This is a genomic window from Paraburkholderia hayleyella (genome assembly GCF_009455685.1).
GTDB lineage: Bacteria > Pseudomonadota > Gammaproteobacteria > Burkholderiales > Burkholderiaceae > Paraburkholderia > Paraburkholderia hayleyella.
Genome location: NZ_QPES01000001.1, coordinates 1,076,409 through 1,101,313, shown reverse-complemented (window position 1 = coordinate 1,101,313; position 24,905 = coordinate 1,076,409). Strand labels below are relative to the sequence as shown.

Genomic DNA, 24,905 nt, shown 5'->3' with positions numbered 1-24,905 from the left:
TCCTCACAAACCCGCGAGCGTGCGCACATGCGCCACCACGCATCGCCCCAGCGCCGACAGGTTATAGCCGCCCTCAAGACAGCTCACGATCCGGCCTGCGGCATAACGCCGGGCAATCTGGCACACCTGCTCCGTAAGCCAGATGAAATCGTCCTCAACAAGACCCATGTTGCCCAGATCATCCTCGCGGTGCGCATCGAACCCCGCCGAAATAAAGATCATTTCAGGCCTGAACGCCTGCAGGCGCGGCAACCACATCAAATGAGCCGCTTCGCGCATTGCCATACCCTTGGTGCGAGCCGCAAGCGGGATATTGACCATATTGGGCGCCTGGTTATCGGCGCCAGTAAACGGATAGAACGGGTGCTGGAAAAAACCGCACATCAGCACGCGAGGCTCATCCGCAAACGCGGCCTCGGTGCCATTGCCGTGGTGCACATCGAAATCAATGATCGCCACGCGTTGCAAACGGTGGACTTCGAGCGCATGGCGCGCAGCAAGAGCCACGTTATTGAAAAAACAAAAACCCATCGCCCGGGCAGGCTCGGCGTGATGCCCAGGCGGGCGCACGCTGCAAAACGCGTTATCGAAGCGGCCGGCCAACACGGCGTCCGTCGCAGCCAGCGCCGCCCCGGCAGCACGCAGCGCGGCGCGCCATGTATCGGGATTCATTTGGGTATCGGAATCGATGCGGGCATAACCGCTAACCGGGGCATGACTGCGGAGGTAATCGACATGGGCCTGGGTATGCACGCGCAGCAACGCGGCTTCATCGGCCAGCGGCGATGTTTCGCGCTCGATCAGCGCATCGATGCGGCTGGCAATCAGCTGGTCTTCAATGGCCTGCAAGCGCGCAGGACATTCAGGATGATCCGCGCCCATCTCGTGCAGGAAACAGTCAGCGTGAGAATAAAAACCAGTTGCCATGAGCCATTCTTTGATCGCACGGCATGGACGCCAGCCGGGCCTCAGGAGAGTCAGACGCGCCCGGACGCAGCGCACGCAAGCGCCAGGTTACCACATCGCCAGCCGGTTGAAACGCGGCCACGGCCAACCGCCTTCATGAGGCAGAAAGCGTCGGGTATACTGCCCCCCATTCTTTGCCTCTAACTCCCCGTTCCCCAAATATGGCCGCCAAGCTTGCCCTGCCCGCACGAAAGCGTTTTCGCCTGCAGACCATCGCTCTCGCGCTATGTGTCACCGGATCCGTGTTCGCAACGGCGGTGCCGGCCCATGCTCAAAGCCAGCCGGAACGCGCCACACCGGCCAACCAGACCTTCGAAGAAGAAATCGTACCGCAGCGTTACGCCAACAGTACTCAGGTGGACGCGCTCATTAATGAGATGGCGGCGCGCTATGATTTCGATGCCGCCGCGTTGCACGCCTTGTTTTCGCGGGTCAGTTATTCGGCGACAGCCGTCAAGCTGGTAACACCGTCAACGTCGCCCTCAATCAAAAACTGGCAGGTGTATCAGAGGCGTTTTCTGGACGCGGTGCGCATCAATGCGGGGGTGAAGTTCTGGCGTGACAACCAGGCCACACTGCAGCGCGCCTATCAGGAATTCGGCGTGCCGCCGGAAATCATCGTGGGCATTATTGGCGTCGAAACCATTTACGGCCGCTACATGGGCAACTTCCGCGTGCTCGACGCCCTGACCACGCTGAGTTTCGACTACCCCAACACGGCGAACCGGGCTGAGCGTCAGGCACTCTTTCGCAAGAACCTCGAAGATTTCCTGCTGTGGACCCGCGATGCACAGATCGACCCCACCACCGTGCTCGGTTCGTACACCGGCGCCATTGGTATTCCACAGTTCCTGCCAAGCAGCATCGTGCAATACGCGGTGAACTACGACGGCAATCCCCGAATCGACTTACGCAGCAGCCAGGCCGATGCGATTGGCAGTGTCGCCAATTATCTGAAACAAAACGGCTGGGAAAACGGACGCCCCGTGGTATGGAAAATCGCCCAGGACGCGGGCAGCCAGGGAATCGCACAAGCGGCTGCCAATGGCCAGGCGGAACCACGCTGGCCGCTCACGCAATTACTGCGCGCTGGGCTCGTACTCGACGAGCCCAGCGTGGACCTCATGGCTGAAACGGGAACCCCGGTGACGGTGATCGACCTGCCAACGCCTGCCCGCCCAACTGCGTACATGCTGGGCCTAAGAAATTTTTATGTTCTCACGCGCTATAACCGCAGCTTCTTCTATGCGCTAGCGGTTTATCAACTGGGAGAGAAAATTCGGCAGCAAATGCAGGCAAACAGCGTTCCTGACACCGACGCCATGCAATAAAACGCTCTGGCAGCGACACGGCTCAGGCTTGGGCCTTGTCATCCGATGTGAAAACGCCGGTTTGGTAAAAACCGGCGTTTTTTTATGAAGATCCGTGCGCGATGTGGGTTCCGGGTTCCTGGCTCAGGCGGGAAACACGCCCGTGGACAAATACCGGTCGCCCCGGTCGCACACGACAAACACGATTGTCGCGTTCTCAACCTGACGGGCAATCCGCAAAGCCACTTCACAGGCCCCCGCTGCCGAAATGCCGCAAAAAATGCCCTCTGCCGAGGCGAGCCTGCGCGCCATCGCCTCTGACGCCGCCTGGCTCACGTTTTCGACACGATCCACACGGCTACGATCAAAGATTTTCGGCAGGTAGGCTTCAGGCCATTTACGGATACCCGGGATGCGCGAGCCGTCTTCCGGCTGTGCGCCGATAATTTCGACCGCCTGGTTTTGTTCTTTCAGATATTGCGAAACACCCATGATCGTTCCGGTGGTACCCATTGCCGAAACGAAATGTGTGATGCGCCCTTCCGTTTCCTGCCAGATTTCCGGGCCCGTCGTTTCGTAATGCGCCAGCGGATTATCAGGATTCGCAAACTGGTCAAGAATGATGCCCCGGCCTTCGCGCTGCATTTGCCCCGCGAGATCCCGGGCGTACTCCATGCCGCCCGTCACCGGTGTCAGGATGATCTGCGCGCCATAGGCGGCCATGCTCTGACGCCGTTCAACCGATAAATCCTCGGGCATCAGCAGCACCATCTTGTAGCCTCGAATTGCCGCAGCCATAGCCAGCGCAATGCCGGTGTTGCCGCTGGTAGGTTCGATCAGGGTATCGCCCGGCTTGATGAGGCCACGCTCTTCCGCTTTGCGGATCATGAATAACGCCGGGCGGTCTTTCACCGACCCCGCTGGATTGTTGCCTTCGAGTTTGCCAAGAATGACATTGTTGCGACTGCGCACCTCATCATCCGGTACGCGCATAAGCTGTACGAGGGGCGTATTGCCGATCGTGTCTTCGATTGTTTTGTAGGCCATAGCGGAATTTGTCGCCAGATCAGGCGTCAGCGGTGAGCGAAAGCGCAATGGGCGATTCTAAACCACGGGACAAGACTCTGCTGCCGGGCAAAGTGACGCTAAAAAGACTGTTTTCTTCAAGGGACAATGGGAAACCGGGCTGACTGAGGATATTCACAAATTAGCTCGACTAGCATTCTGTCAGTACGGCGCTTAGGGACTGAACCGATTCCACCGCCTGTTCGTTCGTGATGAAGCCGGCAAATCCCATCAGCAAACCGCCCTGCGGCGACCTGCGCATCCGCCATTGGCTCAGGGCCTCGACGGCCAGACCATGGGACTGGGCCGCTTCGGCTAGAACCTTGTCCTTGCATCGCGTATTCAGGTGCGCCAGCACATGGATACCACCCGCCTGGGGCTGGACGTGCAGGCATGAACCGAACGCCTGCACGAGGGCATCGACCAGATAGCCGCGCCGGGCCGCGTACAGTGAACGCATCCTGCGCACGTGCCGGGCAAAGTGGCCTTGTTCCATGAAATCCGCCACCGTGGCCTGAGGCAGGATTGAGCCAGGGCCGCACAGGTAATTCGCTGAATCCGTGAATCGTTCGATCTGCGGTTCAGGCACAACCAGATAGGCCAGGCGCAGGCCGGGGAACAGCACTTTGCTGAAGGTGCCGGTGTAGAGCACGCGTTCATCACGATCCAGGCTTTTCAGTGCAGGCAATGGCCGGCCGTGGTAACGAAACTCACTGTCGTAGTCATCCTCAATGATCCACGCCTGGCGGTGGCTGGCCCATTCCAGCAGTTGTAGCCGCCGGGGCAAGGACAGCGCCACCCCCATCGGGCTCTGGTGCGTGGGTGTCACCACGGCAAAACGCGCCTCGGCGGCCCGCTGTTGGCCGATGTCCACGTTCAGACCCTCCTCATCCACGGGCACCGGCTCCAGCCGCATGCCTGCGCGCGTCAGGAACTGGCGGGCGAAGATATAGCCGGGGTCTTCGTACCATCCGGCATCGCCGGCTCGCAGCAGCGTGCGGCACACCAGTTCCAGCGCGCCCCGGTAGCCCGCCGTGACGAACACCTGCTCGTGCGTGCAAGCGATACCGCGCGAGATGCCCAGATAGGCGGCGATGGCTCGACGCAGCGGTTCATAGCCCACCGGATCGGGATAGCTCATCGCGGCCGCGTCCAGAACGCGCAAATTGTGTCCGGCGAGGCGCGCCCAAGTCTTGCGCGGAAACGCATCCAGCGCCGGCAAGCCGAGCTGGAAAGGCCGGACTTGGCCCGCCTCAGCCTGCAAGCGCGAGGGCGCTGGGGAAAGAAGCCTGGACACAGTGGCATGCCCCGGCTCGCCCAGATTTCCCAGCCGGGGCGAGACGATAGTGCCCGCCGGGCCGCGTGCCAGGAAATAGCCCTCACTGGTCAGCATCTGGTAGGCCATTTCGACTGTGCCTCGTGCCAGGTTCAGTGCACTAGCAAGGCTACGCACGGACGACACTCGATCGCCGGGATGGAGTTTTCCGGTGGCAATCGCATCCCGGTAGCGTCGATACAGCTGCAAATAAAGCGGCGCATCGTGCTCCCGGCTGGGTTTCAGGCGTTGTATATCCATGCCCCATGTCCTATTCATTTATTTAGTTTTTGCACCTTTCTACCAGGACATGAGTTTCCTAAAGTACAGGCTCCATGACAAGGAAAACAACATGAACACCTTTCGCTTGAGCCTCATCGATAACGATCAGGATTACCTGGCCTGTTTCGACGTCATGCGCGCATTGCGGCCTCATCTCCCTCATGCTGCGGCATTCGCTGCGCAGGTCCGTCGCCAGGCTGAACAAGGCTATCGTCTGCTGGCCGCATGGCAGGGCCATCAGGTCATGGGGCTGGCAGGCTATCGCATTCAGGAAAACCTGTTGTATGGACGCTTCCTCTACGTCGATGATCTGGTGAGCATCCCGGGTACCCGCCGCCAGGGTTTGGGCGGCATGCTGATCGCGGCGCTGCGCGAGGAAGCGCAGCGGCAAGGCTGTGCCCATCTGGTGCTCGATACCGCCTTGGGTAATGACCTGGCACAACGCTTCTATTTCCGTCATGGCTTGCTGTCCAAAGGGCTGCATTTCAGCCAGGCGTTACAGGAATAGGAATGAAAAGGCAAAAAAGGCACAAGAAACCATGAACCACCTTCTTTTTCTGGAGTGCAGTCCTGTCGGCAGCGAATCACTAGGCGCGCAGCAGGTGCTGGCGGCTTTGGCCGATTGTGAATCCTTCAGCCACGGCATTCATGTGACCACGCGCAGCCTGGCCATGGAACCGCTTGCGGCGCTGTCGGCGCAATACGCCCAGGCCGTCACTTCGTCCGCGCCATCCGATGATCCGGTCCTGGCACGCTCTGAACGCCTGATTGGCGAACTGGAGGCTTGCGACGGGCTGCTGATCAGCACACCCATGCACAACTTCGCGGTGCCTGCCACGCTGAAATTGTGGATCGACCATGTACTGCGCAAAGAGCGCAGTTTCACCATCACGCCAGAGGGCAAGGCCGGACTGCTGCGGGATCGCCCGGCACTGGTGCTTGTGCGCTCGGGCAACCCGTGCGTCGGAGAGACGGCCAGGCAACCCGACTTCCTGACGCCCTACTTGCGCCATGCGCTGTCCGTCATGGGTATCCACAACGTGCAATTCGTATACTTGCCGGGGTTCCCCTTAAGCGCCGAGATACTGGCTCAAACACGCCATGCACTGACTGCGTTTCTCGTTCCTTCACGTCCCACCGGAGATCTTCCTTGAACACACTTCGCTTGCCCTACCAGACTCTCTCGCCCGAAGCCTATCAAGGCCTCATCCTGACCAAAAAAGCCCTGGACAAGAGCCGTCTCGGACAACAGTTGATCGAACTGGTCTATCTGCGGGTTTCGCAGATCAATGGCTGCGCCTTCTGCCTGGAGATGCACGCAGCGGCTCTGCGCGCCAACGGTGTGCCGGATGCGAAGCTGGACAGCCTGGCGGGCTGGCGTGTGAGCGCACATTTCAGCGACCGCGAACGTGTGGCGCTGGCCTGGACGGAATCGCTGGTGGACGTGGCCGGCCGCCACGCACCTGATGAAGACTTCGAACCGCTCAAGGCGCATTTCAGTGATGCCGAAATCTCCGACCTAAGCTTCGCCATCGCACTGATGAGTGCCTTCAATCGTTTGGCGATTGGCATGCGTCAGTAAGACGTGGATCTACGGATGGCTTTGCCGCAATCCGCAATGCTTTGCTCAAACTGCGTATCGGGCCCGGGCCTAACACAGCCCATTGCAGTCCATCACAGCCCATCGCAGTGCGCGGCTGGAGTCAGCGTGAAATAAAAAACCCGCGGCGAGTACCGCGGGAGCCAGTCATCTGAGTGACGGCTGAAGGAGCATCCAGGCTCTGGCTAACACCGGCCGGATGCCGATGGAAAAGCCGGATGAAACACAGTAGGCGGCTCAGGCCTTGCCCACCGTCCGCCGTCCGCCGCCCACCGCGAGTTATTTTTTGACCGTCACAGCCGGACTATTTCTGGCGGCGGCGTTTTTTTGCGCGACAGCCGCCTGCGAGCCTGCTGCGGCATTCGTCGGGCTCGCTGAACCAGGCCCAATAGCCAAGCCCTCTGCCTCAAGCCGCTCGATGGTATGGCCGCCCAGCCCCTTGACCCGTTTGCCGAGATCGGCGGCATCCTTGAACGGGCCATGTGCCTGCCGTTCATCGAGAATCGCCTTGGCTTTGGCCGGCCCGATACCGCGGATGCCGCGTAGCGCGGCGTCATCGGCCGTGTTGACGTTGACTGCCGCGTAGGCCTGACCGAAGGCCGCCAGCATGGCGGCCGTCACCATGATTTTTCGCATCATGTGGAATCTCCCTCGTGCTACCGGTCAACGACCATCGTCGACCGGGAGACCCCAGTTTAGGCAAACGCCAAGGTGTTTTATAGCTGGCCAGATAGCCAGCGCACGTACTGGCCCACCCCTTCTTGCACACTCAAAAACGGGGCGTCGTAACCGGCTGCACGTAACCGGGTCAAATCGGCCTGAGTAAAGCACTGGTACTTGCCGCGCAATGCATCGGGAAACGGCACGTATTCGATCAGCCCTTGCTGTACCTGCTGTTCGAGCGACAGCGCAGGCTGGTTGTTGAGCGCACGCAGCGTGTTGACAACGCTCGTCGCAATATCGTTGAACGGTTGTGCCCGGCCGCTTCCCAGGTTGAAAATGCCCGAGCGCTCAGGATGATCGAAAAAGAACAGGTTCACCTTCGTGACGTCTTCGACCGAGACAAAATCGCGTGTCTGCTGGCCGGCCGCATAACCGTTGTACTCGCCGAACAGCTTGACCCGGCCTTCGGCGCGAAACTGGTTGAAGTTATGAAACGCCACCGAAGCCATGCGCGCCTTATGGGTTTCGCGCGGGCCATACACATTGAAATAGCGAAAACCCACAATCTGGCTGGCGGCATGAGGCATCAGCCGGCGCACCACCTGATCAAACAGAAACTTCGAATAGCCATAGACATTCAACGGCCGCTCCACTTCACGCGTCTCGACAAAGCGCTCCGAGCCACCGTAAATCGCAGCCGACGACGCATATAAAAACTGCGTGCGTTGCGCGAGGCAGAGCTCCAGTACCGCCCGGCTATAACGGAAGTTGTTTTCCATCATGTAGCGGCCATCGGTTTCCATCGTGTCCGAACAGGCGCCTTCATGAAATACCGCGCGTACCGAACCGAAATCGCCCCGGGCAAAGCGTTCGATGAATTCGGTTTTATCCAGATAGTCGTCAATCTCGCAGTCCACCAGATTGCGAAACTTGTCGGCACGCGTCAGGTTATCGACCGCGATGATGTCTGTATGGCCGCGCTCGTTGAGCGCCTTGACGAGATTGCTGCCGATAAACCCGGCGGCGCCCGTCACGATAATAGTCATGGTCGTTTTGCCTTCATGAAATGCGTTGCAGCGCCCCGATGCCGCCCGCCGCGGCGTGGCGCGCAGGCGCGATCAATCAAAGAGTTCGCTGTATTCAACCGTTGCGGTGCCCAGCTTGCCCACCACCACGCCCGCCGCCCGGTTGGCTAGCGACACGGCATCGACCAGCGAGAGCCCCGCGCCCAGCATCACCGCCAGCGTAGCGATCACGGTGTCACCGGCCCCCGAAACGTCGAAGACTTCGCGCGCCAGCGCCGACACTGTCAGCACCCCGTCATCGGAAAACAGCGTCATGCCTTCTTCCGAACGTGTCAGCAGCAGCGCATCGAACGCCAGCGCTTCACGCAAGCGGGTGACGCGCGCGAGTAAATCGGCTTCGGATTTCCATTGACCGACGACTTCCCGCAGCTCGGCGCGATTCGGTGTGATCAGCGTCGCGCCGCGATAACGCTCCCAGTCATCCCCCTTCGGATCGACCAGAACCGGCTTTTGTGCCGCGCGTGCACGAGCGATCATCTGCGTGACATGCGTCAGGCCGCCTTTGGCGTAATCCGACATCAGGATCACGTCATACGCGGGCAACAGCGCGTCGAAGCGGGCCAGGCCCGCCAGCAGCACCTCGTGCGCGGGCGTGTTTTCGAAGTCGACACGCAACAGTTGCTGCTGGCGCGACAACACGCGCAACTTGATCGTTGTCAGCAAATCCGGGTCACGCTCAAGATGCTCGGTCACCCCGCTGTCCTTGAGCAGATGCACGATGCGCTCGCCCGGCTCGTCATGCCCCACCACGCACAACAGCCCCGCGGAGGCGCCCAGCGCCGCCGCGTTGCGCGCGACGTTCGCCGCGCCGCCGAGACGGTCTTCCTGACGCTGGACATGCACCACGGGCACCGGCGCTTCAGGCGAAATGCGGTTGACGTCGCCAAACCAGTAACGGTCGAGCATCACATCGCCAATGACCAGAACGCGCGCAGCCGCTACCTGGGCACGGGGTACAGACGGCATGGGCAGAGCCTCATCAGCGCTGCCTGGATGATTAGCGGGGCCAGGCGTCGGTGAGTTGAGCATAGGGGCGTCCGATCGAGTGATAGTCGATGCCGAGTTCGGCCATCGCATCTGGTTCGTAGAGGTTACGTCCATCGAAAATCAGCGGTGATTTAAGCACCGATTTCATATGGGCAAAATCCGGGCTCTTGAACTCTGTCCACTCGGTGACAATGACTAGCGCATCCGAGCCCGTCAGTGTTTCATCCTGCGTGCCGGCGAAATGCAGGCGGGCCAGTTGCTGTGGCTCATCGGCCAGATCCAGCGCCAGCACACGACGCGCCTCATCAAGCGCAACCGGATCATAGGCGCGCACACTCGCGCCGCGCTCGAGCAGTTGCGTAATCACGCGACGGCTGGGCGCTTCGCGCATATCGTCGGTATTGGGCTTGAAGGCGAGCCCCCACACAGCGAACGTGCGCCCCGTCAAATCATCGCCCAGCCTGGCTACGATCTTGTTCACGAGCGTTTCTTTCTGTTCGTGATTGACCGCTTCGACCGCTTCCAGAATGCGCAGGTTCTGGCCCATCTCGCCCGCGGTGCGAATCAGCGCCTCGACATCCTTCGGAAAACACGATCCGCCATAACCGCACCCAGCATACAAAAAGTGATAGCCGATCCGGGGATCGGAGCCGATGCCACGTCGTACCGCCTCGATATCCGCCCCCACCCGGTCCGCGAGATTCGCCATTTCATTCATAAACGAGATGCGGGTGGCCAGCATCGCGTTGGCGGCATATTTGGTGAACTCGGCGGAGCGCACATCCATATACAGCATGCGTTCGTGGTTGCGATTGAAGGGTGCGTACAGGCGTTTCATCCGCTCGCGGGCACGCATGCCCGTTTCATCGTTATCGCTGCCCAGCACGATCCGGTCCGGACGCATGAAATCCTCGACCGCCGCGCCTTCTTTCAGAAACTCAGGATTGGAGACAACCGAAAAGCGGTGCTGCGGGCTATTGGCCAGCCCTCGCCGCGCCAGTTCCTCTTCCACTACGGCGCGCACACGCTGCGCGGTGCCAACCGGCACCGTCGATTTATCGACAATCACCTTGAAGCTGTCCATATAGCGGCCAATGTTGCGCGCCGCTTCGAGAACGTATTGCAAATCAGCCGAGCCATCTTCATCAGGAGGCGTGCCGACCGCAATAAACTGCACGTCACCATGCGCAACGCTCGCCTTGATATCTGTCGAGAACGTAATGCGGCCAGCGGCGCGCGTACGCGCGATGATTTCCTGCAAACCCGGCTCGTGAATCGGCACGCCACCGTTATTCAGAATATCGATTTTGCGTGAATCGACATCGACGCAAAAAACATCGTTGCCGATTTCAGCCAGGCATGCGCCTGTCACCAAGCCGACATAGCCCGTACCAATAATGGAGATTTTCATACACGTTCCGGTGTCAAGTTCCGGTAGTAAAGCCAGGGAGAATAAAGCGCGAACGGTGCATGCCATGCGCACCCGGCTTCATCACGCCTGGCGTGGCCTTCAGTTGGGCGCCGCCATGGGTTCGACCCGGCGCGGCGCATAGGTCTCCCAGCCGCTGCAACCCGGACACTGCCAATAAAACAGACGGGCGCGAAAGCCACAGTTCTGGCAGGTATAGCGCGGCAGATTTTTAGTGCGCTGCCGCAGCAGCGAGTACATCGCCGCCAACTCGCTGCGCCGGGGTTCTTCAGCCAGCGCCTGCTGCGCTTCCAGCAGACGCGTCATGCCCGCGAGGCTAGGCGATTTCTCCATCTGGGTACGCGCTAGCGCATGAGCCGTCTCCGGCCCACGCAGCGCTGAAACATACTGATAAGCCACATCGAGCAAATCAGCGGAGGGATAGCGGTCAACCCAGGCGGTCAGCAGATCCGCGCCTTCAGCCTGATGACCCAAGGCTTCATAAGCCTTCATCAACTTGACCGCGACCAGCGGCAAATACGCGGAGTTTTGCGCTTCGACCTGGCGCCAGTGCGTGATCGCCGCCTCATGCTTGCCGCTCATCTCATCGACATCGCCGAAGAGGATCGTCGCCCGCACATTCTGCGGGTTGGCCTTAAGCGCCAGATCGAGTTGCCGCTGTGCTTCATCCGGCTGCTTTTGTTGCAACGCTTCCTGAGCCAGCTCGCAATGAAACTGCGCGATCTCCCGGCTTAACGAAGCGGCGCCCATCGTTTCAAGTTTTCGGGCGGTATCAATGGATTTGTTCCAGTCCTTCTCGATTTCGTAGATCGTCAGCAACGCACGCTGCGCATCCAGGGCATGGGTACCTGACTCGAGCGAGCGAAAGGTCTCTTCCGCCCGGTCGAGCAAACCAGCCTTAAGAAAATCCTGACCCAGCTCGAACAATGCATGATCCCGCTCAGCCGCCGACAAGCTCGTCCGGCTCAGGAGATTTTGATGCACCCGGATCGCACGGTCTGTTTCACCACGACGGCGAAACAGGTTGCCTAATGCAAAGTGGAGTTCAACGGTTTCAGGATCGAGTTTGACGACTTCGATAAACGCGTCGATTGCCTGATCGGGCTGCTCGTTCAACAGAAAATTCAGGCCCCGGAAATACGAGCGCGGCAAATTAGCGCCTTCGGACAACAGCGTCTTGAGGTCATAACGTGCGGCCATCCAGCCAAGCGCGAACGCAACTGGAATAACAAGCAGCCACCAGAAATCTAGATCCATGTGGAATAGCCAGGGAAACGCAATGACAGAAACCGGAAACCGCCTGTGCGAAATCCAGGCGGCAAGGACGAATTAAATCAGTGGCGGCATGGGAGGTTGTGGTTCAACGGCGACAGGTGCTTCACGCGCGATACGCAATTCGCGTTTTAAGCGGCCATTTTCAAAGCGCAGGCGAAACAGCATGGGCAATGCCGACACGAGCCCTGCCAGCAACCCGACAATAAAAAATACGAGACCAATCAGAATAAGCGGTGCTTGCCAGACATAACCCGCCAGAAAATTGAGCGTCGCGGTTTGCGTGTTGGAGAGCGCAAGAACGAGCAACAGCACGAACACCAGAACACGGATCAACCAGACGATAAATTTCATAGTGAGTCTCTGGGCAGAAATATTGGAAGCGGCAGGCCCACCACCGGCGGCACCGCAAAAGTGCCCGTATTGTAATGGAAGCCCCCCAGCGCCGAAAGAAGCCTGATTCCAGCGCGACGATGAGCTGGCGCTTCCCAGCGAGACCCGAACCAGGGCCGCGCCAATAAAAAAAGCGCCCAAAGGCGCTTTTCTGGTCTTTGCCGTCTGGCTATGGCCATCGACGCGATCGGCACAACACTGAGACGCGAGATTGAAAATCGCACAGTGAAGGCAGATCAATCGTCATCTGGCTCATCTGCTTTAAGCGGCTCGCCTGAGCGTCCATCCACCCGTTCACGCAGTTCCTTGCCGGGCTTGAAATGCGGTACGTACTTCTCAGGTACCAGCACCTTTTCCCCTGACTTCGGATTGCGCCCTACGCGGGATGGCCGACGGTTCAGGCCAAAGCTGCCAAAGCCGCGAATTTCGATGCGATGACCGTTGGCAAGCGCCTCCGACATCGCATCAAGCATCGTTTTTACTGCGAAATCCGCATCTTTTAAAACAAGCTGCGGAAAACGCAGGGCCAGTTGAGCGACCAATTCCGATTTGGTCATACTGCAGCAGACCCTCTTAAGGCTTACTGGTTCTGGCCATCAAGTTTGGCTTTCAACAATGCGCCGAGGTTAGTCGTGCCGGTTGCAGCAGCGCTGCTGTCGGACGCCATGCCACGGATCGCTTCTTGCTGTTCAGCCGAATCTTTGGCCTTGATCGACAGGTTAATGCCACGCGACTTGCGGTCGATGTTGATGATCATCGCATTGACCTTGTCACCTTCTTTCAGCACGTTGCGTGCATCTTCCACACGATCCTGAGCGATTTCAGATGCGCGCAGATAGCCCTCAACGTCAGCCGTCAGCGTGACGACAGCACCCTTTGCATCAACCGACTTGACCACGCCGTCAACCGTCGCACCCTTGTCGTTCATGGCAACGAAATTGCTGAACGGATCGCCTTCAAGCTGCTTGATGCCGAGCGAAATACGTTCTTTTTCGACATCAATGCCCAGGACGATGGCTTCCACTTCGTCGCCCTTCTTGTACTTGCGCACGGCTTCTTCGCCAGTTTCGCTCCACGACAGGTCCGAGAGGTGAACCAGACCGTCGATACCGCCAGGCAAACCGATAAACACGCCGAAGTCGGTAATCGACTTGATCGCGCCTTGCAGCTTGTCGCCCTTCTTGAAGTTGCGGCTGAAATCGTCCCATGGGTTCGGCTTGCATTGCTTCATGCCGAGGCTGATACGGCGGCGGTCTTCGTCGATCTCAAGGACCATGACTTCGACTTCGTCGCCCAGCTGGACCACTTTGGACGGTGCAACGTTCTTGTTGGTCCAGTCCATTTCCGACACGTGGACGAGACCTTCAATGCCTGATTCGACTTCAACGAATGAGCCGTAGTCAGTGATGTTGGTGACCTTGCCGAACAGACGCGTGCCCGCTGGGTAACGGCGTGAAATGCCTTCCCACGGATCGTCGCCCAGTTGCTTGATGCCGAGCGAAACGCGGTTTTTTTCCTGATCGAACTTGAGAATTTTTGCTGTGACTTCCTGGCCCACCGACAGCACTTCGCTCGGGTGACGCACACGACGCCATGCGATGTCGGTGATGTGCAACAGGCCATCGATACCGCCGAGATCCACGAATGCGCCGTAATCAGTGATGTTCTTCACCACGCCTTCGACAATCGCGCCTTCTTTCAGCGTCTCGAGCAGCTTGGCGCGCTCTTCGCCTTGCGTGGCCTCGATCACCGCGCGGCGCGACAGCACCACGTTGTTACGTTTGCGGTCAAGCTTGATCACGCGGAATTCGAGCGTCTTGCCTTCATACGGCGTGGTGTCCTTAACTGGACGCGTATCCACCAGCGAGCCCGGCAGGAAAGCACGAATGCCATTGACCATGACGGTCATGCCACCCTTGACCTTGCCCGTGATCGTGCCGGTTACCAGTTCGTTGTTGTCGAGTGCCTTTTCCAGCGACAGCCACGAAGCCAGACGCTTCGCCTTGTCGCGCGACAGAATGGTGTCGCCATAGCCATTTTCCAGTGCGTCGATCGCCACTGAAACGAAGTCGCCCGCCTGCACTTCTACCTCGCCCGCGTCGTTCAGGAACTCTTCGAGCGGGATGTAGGCTTCGGACTTGAGACCTGCATTGACGACCACAAAATTGTGGTCGACACGCACGACTTCGGCGGAAATAACTTCGCCGGCGCGCATGTCTTGCTTGGTCAGCGACTCTTCGAACAGAGCCGCGAAAGATTCGGTATTCGGGTTGGAGGTTTGCAGGTCGGACATAAAGATCGAGATTTACATGGTCCCGCACTGCCGGGTTGTCTGGCAGGCCGATCGGCCTGCTGCTTTAACGACACAGGGCAAAAATGCGAATACCACGCGGAAGGTTAAGGGCTGAACACACGTTGCGCCACACGCTGCAGCACAACACCGACATACCCGCAGGCTTAAAGTACCAGGTACTTTAAGCCTGCGGAACAAGCGCCCGATACCACTGCACCACCTGATTGACCGCCTGGTCGATCGAGAGCGCCGAGGTATCGAGCAGCTTTGCTTCTGCTGCGGGCTTGAGTGGCGCGGCGGCACGCGTACTGTCGCGCTCGTCACGTTCACGCAAATCCTGGAGCAAGTTTTCCATATTAGCAGAAAAACCTTTTTGGATCAATTGCTTATATCGCCGTGCCGCACGCGCTTCGACACTGGCTGTCAGAAACACCTTAAGCACTGCATCCTGAAAGATCACTGTCCCCATATCGCGGCCATCGGCGACAAGGCCTGGCTCCTTGCGAAAAGCCCGTTGCCGGGCCACCAGCGCCGTACGCACCGGTGCGTGCACCGCGATGGCCGAAGCCCGGTTGCCAATGTCTTCCGCACGAATCTCCGCCGAAACATCCATTCCGTCGAGCTGCGCCAGCCCTTCACGAAACGTGATGTGCAGCTCGCCAATCAGTTTCTCGATCGCTACGGCATCGTCAGCCGCGATGCCATAGCGCAGGCTCGCCAGCGCCGCAAGCCGGTAAAGCGCACCGCTATCAAGCAGGTGAAAACCAAGGCTGGCCGCCACCAGTGCGGCAACGGTGCCTTTACCGGATGCAGTCGGGCCGTCAATCGTGATCACCGGCGTTTGATGAAAGGGACGAATGGGTTTCATGAGGAAATCGCGTATAGCCAGATCAAGGTTGAACCAGCGCTAAAAAACGCTCGAAATAATCGGGAAAGGTCTTGCGCACGCAACCCGGATCATTAATGCGTACCGGCACGCCACCCAGACTCACCAGCGAGAAACACATCGCCATCCGGTGATCGTCATAGGTATCAATGACCGCTTGAGGCACAAGCCGTGCCGGGGGCGTGATCACCAGATAATCAGGACCTTCCTGCACCGTCGCGCCCAGCTTGCGCAATTCGGTGGCCATCGCAGCGATCCGGTCGGTTTCCTTCACGCGCCAACTGGCAATATTGCGCAGCGTGGTCGTGCCATCGGCAAACAGTGCCGCCACGGCAATCGTCATCGCGGCATCGGGAATCAGATTGCAATCCATCTCGACCGGCATCAGCTTGCCGTGGTCATGGCCAACGCCACGCACTTCGATCCAGTCTTCGCCCATCGTCACATTCGCACCCATCCGGTTAAGCGCATCGGCAAAACCCACGTCACCCTGGATGCTTGCACGGCCCACGCCCTCCACCCGCACCGGCCCGCCGCCAAGCGCCCCCGCCGCCAGAAAATAGGAGGCCGACGACGCATCGCCTTCCACCATGATCTGCCCCGGCGACTGGTAACGCCGCCCCGCAGGCACGATGAAACGCTGCCAGTTGTCGTGCTCGACCTGAATGCCAAAGCGCGCCATGAGCCGGATCGTGATGTCGATATAAGGTTTGGAGATCAGTTCGCCCTCCACCTCAAGCGTCGTCACACCGCTTGCGCTGCGCACGAGCGGCAGCGTCATCAGCAGCGCCGTCAGGAACTGGCTCGAAACGTCGCCACGAACGCGAATCGGCGCCTCCACGGCAATCCGAGCCGGATGGATGCGCAATGGCGGATAGCCCTCGTTAGCCTCGTAGTCAATCTGCGCGCCGATTTGCCGCAAGCCGTCAACCAGATCCCCGATGGGCCGCTCATGCATCCGCGGCACGCCGTGCACGCGATACTCCCCACCATTCACCGCCAAGGCCGCCGTCAATGGGCGCACCGCCGTTCCCGCATTGCCGAGAAAGAGGTCCGCGTTTTTGGCCGTGAATGCGCCGCGGGTGCCCGAGACCACGCACGCCTGATCGTTATGGCGGAGCTTCACGCCAAGCTGCATGAGTGCCTCAAGCATCACGCGGGTATCGTCGGAATCGAGCAGATGGGTGATTGTGGTTTCGCCTTCCGCCAGCGCGGCCAGCAACAGCACCCGGTTCGAAATACTTTTCGAGCCAGGCAAACGGACCGTGCCGGTCACGCGTGAAAAAGGGCCGAGATCGAGGTAGTTCATGAACGAATCCAGTTCTTCCAGCTTCCTGTTAAGCCGGGCTGCTGCCCGGCTGCCATACACTACGGGCCTCGCGTGAGCGGGCAAAGATGGCTTCGAGTTCGGCGCCGTCAGCGGCGTCGATGGCCGCACGCAAATGAGCCAGAACAGCGCTGTAGGCATCGAGTTCTTCAAGCAGTGCCGTGCGGTTCGCCACGCAAACGTCACGCCACATCTCGGGGCTCGACGCCGCGATGCGCGTGAAATCCCTAAAACCACCCGCTGCAAACGAAAACTTCAGCGCCGCATCAGGCGAGCCCAAAATCTGTTCGACTAGCGCGAAAGACAATACATGAGGCAAATGACTCACAGCAGCAAACACGCGATCATGCTGCGCGCTGGACATTTCATGCACTGTCGCTCCCGTTGCGCGCCACATCGCCGCAATTCGCCCCACGGCTTCTGGCGTGTTTTCCGGCAATGGGCACAACACCACGTTGCGGCCTGAATATAAATCGGCCAGCGCCGCGCCGACGCCACTCGTCTCGCGTCCGGCAATCGGATGTCCTGGGACAAACTGGCCCACCTTTGCACCCAACATGGCGTATGCGGCAGCAACGACATCCGATTTGGTGCTACCCGCATCGGTCACGAGCGTCGCCGGTTCAAGCCAGGGCGCAATCCGTTCAAGCAGCGCCCCGGTTTGCGCCACGGGCGCAGCCAGCAGCACGATATCCGCCCCCGTCAACGCGGCACGCAACGCGGCTTCGTCCGCCCCCGTCAGCGCTTCGTCAATTACGCCTAGCGCCAGCGCATGGGCTAGCGCTGCAGCTGAACGTTCCACGCCGATCACGCATCGCGCGCCCCCGATGCCCGGCTGCTCACGCAATGCCCGCGCGAGCGAGCCGCCAATCAGCCCAACGCCGATCACCACCAGTTTGTTGAAGGAAAACATGGCCACATCGATCATCAGAAGAGTTTTCGGCGCACACCAGGCAAGCGAAGCTGCTCAAGCCAGCGCAAGTGTTTTTTCAAGCGCAGCGAGAAATGCGGTGTTTTCATCAGGCAGGCCAATCGTGACGCGCAACCACTGCGGCAAGCCATAGTTGCCAACCGGCCGCACGATCACACCCTGCTTCAGCAAGGCCAGATTGACCTGGTTGCCAGCGTTGTCGTCATGCCCCACCCGCACCAGCACAAAATTGCCGTGGGACGGGACGTATTCGAGGCCAAGCCGGTCAAATGCCGTGGTCAGATCACGGTAGCCCTCTGCATTGGTCTGCGCGCTTTTGGCGAGAAACGCCTCGTCCTGCAACACGGCAATCGCCGCCGCCTGAGCCAGCGTATTGACATTGAACGGTTGCCGCAGACGGTTCAGCAAATCGGTCAGCGCCGGCTGGGCGATGGCAAAACCCACCCGCAGCCCGGCCAGGCCAAACGCTTTCGAAAACGTCCGCGACACCAGCAAGTTCGGATAGCGCCGCACCCAGCTAATCGCGTCGTAACGCTGGTCTTGCGCGAGATATTCGGTATAGGCCTCGTCCAGCACGACCACCACATTACCCGGCACCTTGTCGAGAAACGCTTCGAGCACCGGGCCCGGAATGAATGTACCCGTCGGATTATTCGGATTGGCGAGGAAGATCAAACGCGTGTCGGCATCGATTGCGGCGAGCATGGCGTCGAGATCATGGCCGTACTGCACCGCGGGCACCACTTTCGCGCGAGCGCCCAGCCCTTGTGTGGCGAGCGCATAAACCGCAAACGAATACTGCGAGTAAATCACCGTCTGCCCTTTTTCGACAAAAGCATGGGCGGCAATTTCAAGAATGTCATTACTGCCATTGCCCAAAGTCACCCAGCCGGCGGGCACACCATAGCGCTGGCTCAATGCAGCCTTCAATTCAAAGCCGTTGGCATCCGGATAGCGGCCCAGCTCGCTCACGGCCCGGCTTATCGCACGCTTCGCTGATTCAGGCATGCCATAGGGGTTTTCATTTGAAGCCAGCTTCACGATGCGCGTTTCGTCCAGACCAAATTCGCGTGCGACTTCCGAGATCGGTTTGCCCGCGATATAAGGTGCGATCTCCCGCACATAAGAAGGGCCGAATGAGAGAGTCATGAGTTTCTCCAGGCAACAGTTAACAGATTGACAGGTGAAAGGCGAAGGAAAAACCGGTTGAAAGACCTGCCCTGAAAAACCAGGCTAACTGGCACGCGGATACGAACCAAGAATCTTCAGGAAAGCGGCTTTTTCCTCGAGTTCGGCCAGCGCCGCAGCAACGGCAGCACTGTCCCGATGGCCTTCGATGTCGATATAAAAGTAGTACTCCCACGTCCCGGCCCGCGCCGGGCGGGACTCGAAACGGGTCATCGAGACGCCATGACGCGCCAGCGGCCCAAGCAGTTTGAAAACGGCGCCCGGCTCGTTCTTTACGGAGACAATCAGTGACGTCTGGTCGCGGCCGCTGCTGCCCACGGGCACCTTGCCGATCATCACGAAACGGGTGCGATTGTGCGGATCATCCTGAATCAGCGCATAAGCGACCTGCAGGCCGTAATGCACCGCCGCGCGGTCACCCGCGATCGCGGCCACGGTCGGATCACTCGCGGCAAGACGCGCCGCTTCCGCGTTACTCGACATCGCCAGACATTCGAGATGAGGCGCATGCGTAGCCAGCCAGCGCTGACATTGCGCCAGCGACTGGGCATGGGCACAAACCCGCGTCACACCCGTCAGCCCGCCGCTTAATGTCAGCAGATTATGGTGAATCGGCAGCGCAAGCTCACCGCCAATGAGCAATTTCGTCTGAAGCAGCAGGTCCAGCGTGCGCGATACCGCGCCTGCCGTCGAATTCTCGACTGGGACAACGCCGAATTCAGCCGCACCCGCATCAACCGAACGAAATACCTCATCAATTGAAGAACAAGGCAAGCCTTCGATCGACTGTCCGAAGTAAAGATGCATAGCCTGTTCGCTATACGTGCCAACCGGGCCCAGATAAGCCGCTCGAAATGGCTGTTCAAGCTCACGGCTGGCCGACATGATTTCACGCCAGATCGCGCTGATATGGTCGCCACCGAGCGGACCCATGCTCATGTCCTGCAGGCGTGCAATCACCTGCTGCTCACGTTCCGGGCGAAATACCGGCGCATTGAAATGCTTCTTGATCTCACCCACTTCAAGCGCAACGGCTGCCCGCTGGTTCAAAAGCGCGATGAGCTGCGTATCAATCGCATCAATACGTTCACGCAAAGGTTTAAGTTGGGAATTAAGTTCGTCGTCCATGCTTGAAAAAAGCGTATCGGTGAGGAGGCTAAACAGGCAAACCCTGCCGCATCAGGCGTGGCGCTGCTCGAATTCGTTCATGTACTCGACGAGTGCCGTCACCGCATCGAGGGGTACCGCGTTATACAGCGATGCACGCATGCCTCCTACCGATTTGTGCCCCTTCAGTTGCACCAGACCTCGTGCCTCGGCACCCGACAGAAAAGCTTCATTGCGCGTGGCATCGGCGAGAAAAAACGGAACGTTCATCCGGGAGCGCGCATGGCGCTCGACCTTGTTCAGATAAAAGCTGCTGGCGTCGATGGTGTCATAAAGCAGTTTCGCTTTGGCGACATTGCGCGCCTCAATGGCCGCCAGACCACCCTGCTTCTTAAGCCATTTGAAGACCAGCCCGGCGATATAGATCGCGTAGGTCGGTGGCGTGTTGTACATCGAATTATTGGCCGCGACGGTTTTCCATTCGAACGCCGTCGGACAAATGCTCAACGCCTGCTCCAGCAGGTCTTCGCGCACAATCACGACCGTCACGCCCGCGATGCCGATGTTTTTCTGCGCACCACCAAACAGAACGCCATATCGGGTGACATCCATGGGACGCGAGAGAAGATGGGATGAAGCATCCGCGACCAGCGGTATCTCGCCCAGGTCGGGAAGATCGAAGGTTTCGATACCGTGAATGGTTTCATTGGTACACAAATGCACGTAGGCCGGATCTTCCGATAGTTGCCACTCCGAACGAGGCGGCACACGCGTGAAACCCTCTGCAGTGGCACCGTTTGCGGCCTGGTGCGCGACGCCATATTTACGTGCTTCGTTCAGTGATTTTTGCGACCAGGAACCGGTCACGACAAAATCAGCGCGCGGCTTCGTGCCAAAGAGATTCATGGGAATAATCGCGTTTTCAGCTAGCCCGCCACCCTGCAGGAAGAGAATACGGTAACTGGCAGGCACGTCGAGCAAATCACGCAAGTCGTGTAACGCTTCTTCGTGAATGGACGAAAACGCCTGGCCACGGTGGCTCATCTCCATCACGCTCATGCCGCTATCGTGCCAGTTGAGCATCTCGTCGGCGGCCTGGCGCAGCACCTCTTCGGGCATCGCCGCTGGACCAGCGGAAAAATTAAAAACGCGCATGAAAAATCCTGGGGCAGGCGAAAAAACGGGAAGACCAATAGCGATAGCGAGAAACGAACTTCGCGCTCAAAAAATAATGGCTGTTTGCGCCTACGCGCAAACAGCCATTATGGCATCACCACCAGAAACCCGCCAAACCTGCTCGCCTGAAAACTCAGGCAGGTCGACGTTGATGCTTCAGCATCTTATTTGGCAGCCTTAACCGCTGCGACATCCTTGTCGGCCTGTTCACGCGTTGCCTTGATCGACTGTGGCATGTACTTTTGCATCAGACCATTCACGACATCACGACCCACCTGATCTTGCACCTGAATAAACTTGCGGCCAGTCGGGCTCTTGTAGAACGTGGTCAGATCCTTGATTTCCTGCGCGCTGTAGTATTTTGCATAGGCATCGTACTGTGCCTGCATTGCATCCTGACGGAATGAATCTGTAGCAAACACCTGGCCTGCGGCTTCAACCAGCTTCGGCACTGCATTTTTTTGCAGCGTCGGCACCGATGCCTGCTTTTGCTTGTCGCTCAACGATTTGTTTTCGCTTAGCGCGTCCGACAGAATTGCCGGAACCAGTTGCTTGGCTTGCATCTGCGCGCTATTGCCAATTGCGCCGACGAGCTTTTGTGCGTCGATCGCATCCAGCAGATCCTTGATCGCAGCCTGCTTGGCCGGGTCAACCGGTGCCGCGGCAGCAGTCGGAGCTGCCTGGTTCTGAAGCGCTTGAGCCATTGCAAAAGTTGGCACGAGTGCTGCCAGCAGCACCAGTTGTTTGAATCGTTTTTGCATCATTACTCCCTCAGAGAAAATAGACGAACTACGCGCCGCGCTGGCTGCGTATCTGGCTGATACGTTAGTCCGTCACCATGCCAGCGCTGCGCTTAACTCTTAACTCAGTTAAACAAAGAAACATCAAACCGTTCAGACGCTATCGTTCTCGCCCGCATCACCTTCACCAGCGGAACTTTCGGCATCATTGTCCACGTCAACTTCCGCTTCCGCTTCCGCTTCCGCTTCCGCTTCCGCTTCCGCTTCCGCTTCCGCTTCCGCTTCCGCTTCCGCTTCCGCTTCCGCTTCCGCTTCCGCTACCTGTTGCAGACCAGAAAGCTTCGTGCCCTCATCAAGACTGATAAGTGTAACACCTTGCGTTGCGCGCCCCATTTCCCGAATCTCCGATACCCGCGTCCGTATTAGCACGCCAGTATTGGTGATCAGCATGATCTGAGCTTCCGGATCGACCAGTGTTGCAGCCACGACCCGACCGTTGCGCTCAGAGGTCTGAATCGCAATCATCCCCTTCGTACCACGCCCGTGACGCGTGTATTCAGTAATCGGCGTACGCTTGCCAAAACCGTTTTCGGTCGCCGTTAAAACGGACTGCTGCTCATCACCCGCCACGAGAAGAGCGATAACCTGCTGCCCGTCTTCAAGTTGCATGCCACGAACACCGCGCGCCTCACGTCCCATCGGGCGGACGTCATTTTCGTCAAAACGGACCGCCTTGCCTGAATCAGAGAAAAGCATCACGTCATGCTGACCATCGGTAATCGCTGCGCCAATCAGGTAGTCACCATCGTCAAGACCGACAGCGATAATCCCCTTGCGCAAGGGTCGACTAAAGGCCTCAAGCGGGGTCTTTTTGACCGTGCCCAGCGCAGTCGCCATAAATACATACTGATCAGCGGAAAACTCCTTCACCGGCAACACGACGTTGATTTTCTCGCCGTCTTGCAGCGGGAACATGTTGACCACCGGACGGCCACGCGAGTTGCGCGAACCCTGCGGCACCTCGTACACCTTGATCCAGTAAACCCGGCCGCGGTTCGAGAAACACAAAATATGATCGTGCGTGTTGGCAATGAAAAGCGTGTCGATCCAGTCGTCCTCCTTCATCGACGTCGCCTGCTTGCCCCGTCCGCCGCGCTTTTGCGCGCGATATTCTGATAGCGGCTGCGATTTGACGTAGCCGGTATGGGACATCGTCACCACCATGTCTTGCGGCGTGATCAGGTCTTCCGTATTGAGCTCGGTGGCGTTGAGTTCGATCTTCGAGCGCCGTGCATCGCCAAATTCGCTTTTAACCGACGTCAGTTCACCGACGATGATTGCCGTGATCCGTTCAGGACGCGCCAAAATATCCAGCAAATCGGCAATCTGGGCCATCACTTCGCGGTACTCGCCAATAATCTTGTCCTGCTCCAGCCCGGTCAGGCGCTGCAAGCGCATCTGCAGAATTTCCTGCGCCTGGACATCCGACAGACGGTACAGGCCACTCTCCTGCATGCCAAACGCCGGGAGCAAGCCATCTGGCCGGTACGCCTCGCGGCCACCCACCAGGGCATTATCGGTTTCAGCACGCGAGAGCATTTCACGCACCAAAGATGAATCCCATGAACGGGACATCAACTCCTGCTTTGCCACAGGCGGTGTCGGTGCGGCCTTGATGAGCCCAATGAATTCGTCAATGTTGGCAAGCGCAACCGCCAGACCCTCAAGTACGTGGCCACGCTCACGCGCCTTGCGCAGTTCGTATACAGTGCGCCGCGTCAGCACTTCACGCCGGTGCGAAAGGAAACACGTCAACATTTCCTTCAGGTTCAGCAACTTGGGCTGGCCGTCAACAAGCGCCACCATGTTCATGCCAAACGTGTCCTGCAACTGGGTCGCCTTGTACAGGTTGTTCAGCACAACCTCGGGCACCTCTCCACGCTTGAGCTCGATCACAACCCGCATACCACTCTTGTCGGACTCGTCCCGAATATCGGAAATACCCTCGAGCTTCTTCTCGTTGACGAGTTCGGCAATGCGCTCCAAAAGTGAGCGCTTGTTCACCTGGTAGGGCAACTCGTCAACAATGATGGCCATGCGCTGGCCGCGATCAATTTCTTCGAAGTGGGTTGTCGCCCGCATCACCACACGGCCCCGGCCGGTGCGGTAACCATCGCGCACGCCAGCGACACCATAAATGATGCCCGCCGTAGGGAAATCAGGTGCCGGGACGATCTCGATCAACTCGTCAATAGTCGCGTCAGGATGCTTGAGCAGATGATGGCAGGCATCAACAACCTCACCCAGATTGTGCGGTGGAATGTTGGTCGCCATCCCCACAGCGATCCCGGACGAGCCATTGATCAGCAGATTGGGAATGCGGGCAGGCAGGATAGAGGGCTGCGTTTCGCTGCCGTCATAGTTAAGTTCGAAATCGACAGTTTCCTTATCGATGTCGGAAATCAGTTCATGGCCAATCTTGGCCATACGAATTTCGGTATAACGCATCGCGGCGGCATTATCGCCGTCAACCGAACCGAAGTTACCCTGCCCATCGACCAGCATGTAGCGCAGCGAAAAACTTTGCGCCATCCGGACAATCGTGTCGTAGACAGCGGTGTCGCCGTGTGGGTGATATTTACCGATGACATCACCGACGATACGTGCAGATTTTTTATAAGCGCGGTTCCAGTCGTTGTTCAGCTCATGCATGGCATACAGGACACGACGATGCACAGGCTTCAGGCCATCGCGGACATCAGGAAGCGCTCGCCCAACGATGACGCTCATCGCGTAATCGAGATACGAGCGGCGCATTTCCTCCTCTAGGGAGATTGGCAGAGTCTCTTTGGCGAATTGATCCATTTATCCGTATCTTTTTGACGTGCAA

The 24,905-nt window shown here is 58.6% G+C and carries 23 protein-coding genes; 4 read left to right on the top strand and 19 right to left on the bottom strand.

The window, feature by feature from the left end:
• Nucleotides 1-3: 3 nt before the first annotated feature.
• Entirely contained in the window at nucleotides 4-927 is a 924-nt protein-coding gene (locus GH657_RS05065) for a histone deacetylase family protein (protein ID WP_153099708.1), read from the bottom strand.
• Nucleotides 928-1,127: 200 nt separating this feature from the next.
• On the opposite strand from GH657_RS05065, the gene mltB reads away from it, so the two are divergent.
• The gene (mltB, locus tag GH657_RS05060) at nucleotides 1,128-2,297 is read left to right on the top strand and encodes a lytic murein transglycosylase B (protein WP_153099707.1); all 1,170 of its coding nucleotides are present in this window, start codon (nucleotides 1,128-1,130) and stop codon (nucleotides 2,295-2,297) included.
• A gap of 123 nt (nucleotides 2,298-2,420) precedes the next feature.
• Here the strand turns inward: mltB and cysM are convergent, their stop codons facing one another.
• Together cysM and pdxR are read right to left on the bottom strand one after the other, a co-directional pair.
• The gene (gene cysM, locus GH657_RS05055) at nucleotides 2,421-3,323 is read right to left on the bottom strand and encodes a cysteine synthase CysM (protein ID WP_153099706.1); all 903 of its coding nucleotides are present in this window, start codon (nucleotides 3,321-3,323) and stop codon (nucleotides 2,421-2,423) included.
• A gap of 169 nt (nucleotides 3,324-3,492) precedes the next feature.
• Complete coding sequence (gene pdxR / locus GH657_RS05050; RefSeq protein WP_153099705.1) at nucleotides 3,493-4,917, bottom strand: MocR-like pyridoxine biosynthesis transcription factor PdxR; 1,425 nt, start codon at nucleotides 4,915-4,917, stop codon at nucleotides 3,493-3,495.
• A gap of 91 nt (nucleotides 4,918-5,008) precedes the next feature.
• On the opposite strand from pdxR, the gene GH657_RS05045 reads away from it, so the two are divergent.
• From GH657_RS05045 to GH657_RS05035, 3 genes are read left to right on the top strand one after another with little or no spacing between them, the layout of a single operon-like run.
• Complete coding sequence (locus GH657_RS05045) at nucleotides 5,009-5,446, top strand: GNAT family N-acetyltransferase (RefSeq protein WP_153099704.1); 438 nt, start codon at nucleotides 5,009-5,011, stop codon at nucleotides 5,444-5,446.
• A gap of 31 nt (nucleotides 5,447-5,477) precedes the next feature.
• The gene (locus tag GH657_RS05040; RefSeq protein ID WP_174769877.1) at nucleotides 5,478-6,092 is read left to right on the top strand and encodes an FMN-dependent NADH-azoreductase; all 615 of its coding nucleotides are present in this window, start codon (nucleotides 5,478-5,480) and stop codon (nucleotides 6,090-6,092) included.
• Nucleotides 6,089-6,520, top strand: coding sequence for a carboxymuconolactone decarboxylase family protein (locus tag GH657_RS05035; protein WP_153099702.1), 432 nt, complete (start codon nucleotides 6,089-6,091; stop codon nucleotides 6,518-6,520). The genes GH657_RS05040 and GH657_RS05035 overlap by 4 nt, the downstream gene beginning before the upstream one ends.
• A 297-nt stretch (nucleotides 6,521-6,817) precedes the next feature.
• Here the strand turns inward: GH657_RS05035 and GH657_RS05030 are convergent, their stop codons facing one another.
• The 16 genes from GH657_RS05030 to gyrA form a co-directional block, all read right to left on the bottom strand.
• A complete protein-coding gene (locus GH657_RS05030; RefSeq protein ID WP_153099701.1) occupies nucleotides 6,818-7,177 on the bottom strand; it encodes a ComEA family DNA-binding protein in 360 nt (119 codons plus the stop codon).
• Nucleotides 7,178-7,254: 77 nt separating this feature from the next.
• Nucleotides 7,255-8,247 carry an ADP-glyceromanno-heptose 6-epimerase gene (gene rfaD, locus GH657_RS05025; RefSeq protein ID WP_153099700.1) on the bottom strand — a complete coding sequence of 331 codons (993 nt, stop codon included), beginning with the start codon at nucleotides 8,245-8,247 and terminating at the stop codon, nucleotides 7,255-7,257.
• Nucleotides 8,248-8,319: 72 nt separating this feature from the next.
• Nucleotides 8,320-9,252 (bottom strand): D-glycero-beta-D-manno-heptose-7-phosphate kinase, encoded by a 933-nt coding sequence (gene rfaE1 / locus GH657_RS05020; protein WP_246174001.1) that lies wholly within the window; start codon nucleotides 9,250-9,252, stop codon nucleotides 8,320-8,322.
• Between the two features lie 31 nt (nucleotides 9,253-9,283).
• On the bottom strand, nucleotides 9,284-10,684 hold the full coding sequence (locus tag GH657_RS05015; RefSeq protein ID WP_153099698.1) for a UDP-glucose dehydrogenase family protein: 1,401 nt from the start codon (nucleotides 10,682-10,684) through the stop codon (nucleotides 9,284-9,286).
• 99 nt (nucleotides 10,685-10,783) lie between these two features.
• Nucleotides 10,784-11,959, bottom strand: coding sequence for a lipopolysaccharide assembly protein LapB (lapB, locus tag GH657_RS05010; RefSeq protein ID WP_153099697.1), 1,176 nt, complete (start codon nucleotides 11,957-11,959; stop codon nucleotides 10,784-10,786).
• A 72-nt stretch (nucleotides 11,960-12,031) separates the two neighbouring features.
• A complete protein-coding gene (locus tag GH657_RS05005; RefSeq protein ID WP_153099696.1) occupies nucleotides 12,032-12,328 on the bottom strand; it encodes a LapA family protein in 297 nt (98 codons plus the stop codon).
• 275 nt (nucleotides 12,329-12,603) lie between these two features.
• Nucleotides 12,604-12,924 carry an integration host factor subunit beta gene (locus tag GH657_RS05000; protein ID WP_153099695.1) on the bottom strand — a complete coding sequence of 107 codons (321 nt, stop codon included), beginning with the start codon at nucleotides 12,922-12,924 and terminating at the stop codon, nucleotides 12,604-12,606.
• 23 nt (nucleotides 12,925-12,947) lie between these two features.
• On the bottom strand, nucleotides 12,948-14,660 hold the full coding sequence (gene rpsA, locus GH657_RS04995) for a 30S ribosomal protein S1 (protein ID WP_153099694.1): 1,713 nt from the start codon (nucleotides 14,658-14,660) through the stop codon (nucleotides 12,948-12,950).
• Between the two features lie 181 nt (nucleotides 14,661-14,841).
• Nucleotides 14,842-15,528: a (d)CMP kinase gene (gene cmk, locus GH657_RS04990; protein WP_153099693.1), complete on the bottom strand. Its 687-nt coding sequence runs from the start codon at nucleotides 15,526-15,528 to the stop codon at nucleotides 14,842-14,844.
• Between the two features lie 22 nt (nucleotides 15,529-15,550).
• Nucleotides 15,551-16,855, bottom strand: coding sequence for a 3-phosphoshikimate 1-carboxyvinyltransferase (gene aroA / locus GH657_RS04985; protein ID WP_153099692.1), 1,305 nt, complete (start codon nucleotides 16,853-16,855; stop codon nucleotides 15,551-15,553).
• A gap of 28 nt (nucleotides 16,856-16,883) precedes the next feature.
• On the bottom strand, nucleotides 16,884-17,801 hold the full coding sequence (locus GH657_RS04980) for a prephenate dehydrogenase (protein ID WP_153099691.1): 918 nt from the start codon (nucleotides 17,799-17,801) through the stop codon (nucleotides 16,884-16,886).
• A gap of 39 nt (nucleotides 17,802-17,840) precedes the next feature.
• Complete coding sequence (gene hisC / locus GH657_RS04975; RefSeq protein ID WP_153099690.1) at nucleotides 17,841-18,953, bottom strand: histidinol-phosphate transaminase; 1,113 nt, start codon at nucleotides 18,951-18,953, stop codon at nucleotides 17,841-17,843.
• Nucleotides 18,954-19,037: 84 nt separating this feature from the next.
• Nucleotides 19,038-20,120 carry a prephenate dehydratase gene (gene pheA / locus GH657_RS04970; RefSeq protein WP_153099689.1) on the bottom strand — a complete coding sequence of 361 codons (1,083 nt, stop codon included), beginning with the start codon at nucleotides 20,118-20,120 and terminating at the stop codon, nucleotides 19,038-19,040.
• A gap of 51 nt (nucleotides 20,121-20,171) precedes the next feature.
• Nucleotides 20,172-21,254, bottom strand: a complete 1,083-nt coding sequence (gene serC / locus GH657_RS04965; RefSeq protein ID WP_153099688.1) for a 3-phosphoserine/phosphohydroxythreonine transaminase — start codon at nucleotides 21,252-21,254, stop codon at nucleotides 20,172-20,174.
• Between the two features lie 185 nt (nucleotides 21,255-21,439).
• A complete protein-coding gene (locus GH657_RS04960; protein WP_153099687.1) occupies nucleotides 21,440-22,036 on the bottom strand; it encodes a DUF2059 domain-containing protein in 597 nt (198 codons plus the stop codon).
• Between the two features lie 132 nt (nucleotides 22,037-22,168).
• Nucleotides 22,169-24,880: a DNA gyrase subunit A gene (gyrA, locus tag GH657_RS04955; RefSeq protein WP_153099686.1), complete on the bottom strand. Its 2,712-nt coding sequence runs from the start codon at nucleotides 24,878-24,880 to the stop codon at nucleotides 22,169-22,171.
• Between the last annotated feature and the right edge of the window lie 25 nt (nucleotides 24,881-24,905).

Bases quoted from the DNA above. Each gene is read 5' to 3' on its own strand.
- GH657_RS05005 (WP_153099696.1), bottom strand. From the start codon at position 12,328: ATGAAATTTATCGTCTGGTTGATCCGTGTTCTGGTGTTCGTGCTGTTG.
- GH657_RS04960 (WP_153099687.1), bottom strand. From the start codon at position 22,036: ATGCAAAAACGATTCAAACAACTGGTGCTGCTGGCAGCACTCGTGCCA.
- aroA (WP_153099692.1), bottom strand. From the start codon at position 16,855: ATGAACTACCTCGATCTCGGCCCTTTTTCACGCGTGACCGGCACGGTC.
- rfaD (WP_153099700.1), bottom strand. From the start codon at position 8,247: ATGACTATTATCGTGACGGGCGCCGCCGGGTTTATCGGCAGCAATCTC.
- cmk (WP_153099693.1), bottom strand. From the start codon at position 15,528: ATGAAACCCATTCGTCCCTTTCATCAAACGCCGGTGATCACGATTGAC.
- gyrA (WP_153099686.1), bottom strand. From the start codon at position 24,880: ATGGATCAATTCGCCAAAGAGACTCTGCCAATCTCCCTAGAGGAGGAA.
- GH657_RS05030 (WP_153099701.1), bottom strand. From the start codon at position 7,177: ATGATGCGAAAAATCATGGTGACGGCCGCCATGCTGGCGGCCTTCGGT.
- hisC (WP_153099690.1), bottom strand. From the start codon at position 18,953: ATGACTCTCTCATTCGGCCCTTCTTATGTGCGGGAGATCGCACCTTAT.
- lapB (WP_153099697.1), bottom strand. From the start codon at position 11,959: ATGGATCTAGATTTCTGGTGGCTGCTTGTTATTCCAGTTGCGTTCGCG.
- pheA (WP_153099689.1), bottom strand. From the start codon at position 20,120: ATGGACGACGAACTTAATTCCCAACTTAAACCTTTGCGTGAACGTATT.
- GH657_RS05015 (WP_153099698.1), bottom strand. From the start codon at position 10,684: ATGAAAATCTCCATTATTGGTACGGGCTATGTCGGCTTGGTGACAGGC.
- GH657_RS04980 (WP_153099691.1), bottom strand. From the start codon at position 17,801: ATGATCGATGTGGCCATGTTTTCCTTCAACAAACTGGTGGTGATCGGC.
- rpsA (WP_153099694.1), bottom strand. From the start codon at position 14,660: ATGTCCGACCTGCAAACCTCCAACCCGAATACCGAATCTTTCGCGGCT.
- GH657_RS05040 (WP_174769877.1), top strand. From the start codon at position 5,478: ATGAACCACCTTCTTTTTCTGGAGTGCAGTCCTGTCGGCAGCGAATCA.
- serC (WP_153099688.1), bottom strand. From the start codon at position 21,254: ATGCGCGTTTTTAATTTTTCCGCTGGTCCAGCGGCGATGCCCGAAGAG.
- cysM (WP_153099706.1), bottom strand. From the start codon at position 3,323: ATGGCCTACAAAACAATCGAAGACACGATCGGCAATACGCCCCTCGTA.
- GH657_RS05065 (WP_153099708.1), bottom strand. From the start codon at position 927: ATGGCAACTGGTTTTTATTCTCACGCTGACTGTTTCCTGCACGAGATG.
- rfaE1 (WP_246174001.1), bottom strand. From the start codon at position 9,252: ATGCCGTCTGTACCCCGTGCCCAGGTAGCGGCTGCGCGCGTTCTGGTC.
- GH657_RS05045 (WP_153099704.1), top strand. From the start codon at position 5,009: ATGAACACCTTTCGCTTGAGCCTCATCGATAACGATCAGGATTACCTG.
- mltB (WP_153099707.1), top strand. From the start codon at position 1,128: ATGGCCGCCAAGCTTGCCCTGCCCGCACGAAAGCGTTTTCGCCTGCAG.
- GH657_RS05000 (WP_153099695.1), bottom strand. From the start codon at position 12,924: ATGACCAAATCGGAATTGGTCGCTCAACTGGCCCTGCGTTTTCCGCAG.
- pdxR (WP_153099705.1), bottom strand. From the start codon at position 4,917: ATGGATATACAACGCCTGAAACCCAGCCGGGAGCACGATGCGCCGCTT.